At 43.1% G+C, this 2362-nt stretch carries 3 protein-coding genes; all 3 read right to left on the reverse strand.

Annotated elements, in window-relative coordinates; genetic code table 11:
* Nucleotides 1-317: 317 nt before the first annotated feature.
* The 3 genes from WHS63_RS13150 to WHS63_RS13160 all read right to left on the reverse strand — a co-directional run bounded on the left by WHS63_RS13150 (nt 318) and on the right by WHS63_RS13160 (nt 2277).
* Entirely contained in the window at nt 318-704 is a 387-nt protein-coding gene (locus tag WHS63_RS13150) for a transposase (RefSeq protein ID WP_445205513.1), read from the reverse strand.
* Nucleotides 656-1288 carry a hypothetical protein gene (locus WHS63_RS13155; protein WP_445205514.1) on the reverse strand — a complete coding sequence of 211 codons (633 nt, stop codon included), beginning with the start codon at nt 1286-1288 and terminating at the stop codon, nt 656-658. The genes WHS63_RS13150 and WHS63_RS13155 overlap by 49 nt, the downstream gene beginning before the upstream one ends.
* Nucleotides 1289-1608: 320 nt before the next feature.
* Nucleotides 1609-2277, reverse strand: coding sequence for a hypothetical protein (locus WHS63_RS13160; protein ID WP_445205515.1), 669 nt, complete (start codon nt 2275-2277; stop codon nt 1609-1611).
* Nucleotides 2278-2362: the final 85 nt, after the last annotated feature.

Genomic DNA, 2362 nt, shown 5'->3' on the forward strand with positions numbered 1-2362 from the left:
TTAGGATTGCAAATATATGAATGATACGCGTTAAACAATGCTAAGTAACACAAAAAAGATTGAAACAGAACAAACAAACTAGCGTTAGCGCTGGGTCGGAATGAGACGGAATGGGTCGGAATAGATGGAATATACGGAATATGATGAAGTTAGAAGAAGTTAGAGGAAGTTAGAAGAATATTAGTCCGTTAAACGTGAATCGTTAACCGTGAACCGTTTCCTCTCGTTCGCGCGCGTCTTTTGACACATGCGGCATATACCACTCATTGCTGGCGCGGACTTGTAGTCCGTGACAAATACTTCTTACACTTTATTACTTATTCGAGCTGTGCCTCATTGAAAATACCTTTAAAATAACCGCACGGATTACAAATCCGCGCGAGCTGGGGGTTTAGCATCCATTCCCTTCGGCTCTCGGGTTCCTCCATGGCTAGCCTAACAACCTGCTTGGACGTAAATTTTTTGAAATCGCGCAGTAAAGCCGATAGGCCTCCCGGTTGCTCCGCCTTGCAGAGCATATGCAGGTGACTGGGCATTAGACACCATGCAAAAACAACCAGCCCCTTGTGCTGCTGGCAGTATTTAATGGAGTTCACCAGCGCCAGCTTCTGGTTGAGCCTTGTGAATACATCAACCCAGCCCACCGTGGTGAGCGTTACAAAGTAGGCGGCCTCGTTGTCCTTAATTTTGTACCTGTCCGACATGCACTTGCTGTTTCCCCAAATTTAAGAAAAAAATTACAGCTATTGCTAGCGCAGGGGCAATATAACCGCACGGATTGCAAATCCGCGCGAGCGGGGGGCGGGGGGTTTTTATTATTTATCCTTGCTTCTCTTAATTTTTCTAATATTTTTAAAACATCATCACAATCATCGAACCAGCCTAAACAAGGTAAGCTTAACTCAGCCTCTTCTTCTTCCTGCAACCATGCGAACCATATTTTCTCAGGGTTGTGGATTAGGCCCCATTGGTACTTATCGAGCTTGGTGGCATCGGTTGCCGTAGCCAGCCCTGAGCCTGTTGAAGGGTAGTCCATGAGGTTATCGGTTTTGCCCTGGGGTAAAGTTACAAAATTTTTCTCGCTAAAGGTATGGCGGAGGGAAAAAATTCCATGGCCCAGCTCGTGGGCAACAGTGCGGGCCAGCGCAGCGGCATCCACATTGCCATCGGAACCGGTGGGTGCCACCACAAACCCAAACTGACGGTTAAAGGGCATGTAGCCCTGCAGGCCACCATCGGCCTTGGGTACCAGAAACAGGTAGGCGGCCTGGGAGTTTATGCTGCTCAATGCTGGCGCGGACTTGTTGTCCGTGACAAATACTTCTTACTCTTTACTACTTATTCGAGCTGTGCCTCATTGAAAATACCTTTAAAATAACCGCACGGATTGGCTTTGCCGAACTCCCTTCCGTAGGTTACAAATCCGGGCGAGCGGGGTGCAATATAACCGCACGGATTGCAAATCCGCGCGAGCGGGCGAACTCCCTTCGGTCGGTTACAAATCCGCGCGAGCGGCCTTTGCTGAACTTTGCATTATGAAATAACCGCACGGATTGCAAATCCGCGCGAGCGGGTGCCTAATTGTGCGTTAATCCTCATACTTTTCCTCTAAAACTCTGCTTCACCCTTTTGTTCTTCTTTTATTACCTGAAAATAACCTTCATCGTTTAATTTATAAGTTCTAAAGGTCTCAAGTCCATCAGCATTCTCATGCCAAATGATATTTCCTTCTTTTGTGATTTTAGAGTCCACAATGGTATAGGTAACCTTCTCATCACGTGGCCCCGCATCTCTTAAGCCCCAAAACAAACACACCACAGATAATGCCTTGCCATCTTTTGAAAAATTCCATAAATCGTAAAAGGTTGTTTCAACGTCAACTACTTTTATTATGACGGTATTATACTTTGGGTTTAGTTCAATACGACCTATGGGAATAATCTTATTATTAAAATAGTGAATGTTTTCAACCCATTTTCCGTCTATCTTCTCATCAGTTGTATATTTAAATGGTTCTTCTGGATAAAGTCCATAATATTGCGTAATGGTTTTAAGTTTACCTTCTTTATCAACAAACTGTGGTTTTTTATCCTGGTTGCGGATAATTATATCATTTGTAAATTTTCCATTCAGGCTATCATAGCTTGCTAAGTTCAAAATATTCTCTATGGGTAAATCTACCGGCTTAAAGCTTTTTAAAAATTCATTAAACTTTTCTTGAGTTGAACATACATTGCAGTATGCCAATATTAAAATTGATAGAATTATGTTTTTCATATTTTTACTCACATCCGTCCAAAATAAAATTTTGTAGATAAAAAATGGGAGTTGGAAATATCCCCGTTAAGGGATAGTTTTACAT

This window comes from Tenuifilum sp. (genome assembly GCF_037481895.1).
GTDB lineage: Bacteria > Bacteroidota > Bacteroidia > Bacteroidales > Tenuifilaceae > Tenuifilum > Tenuifilum osseticum.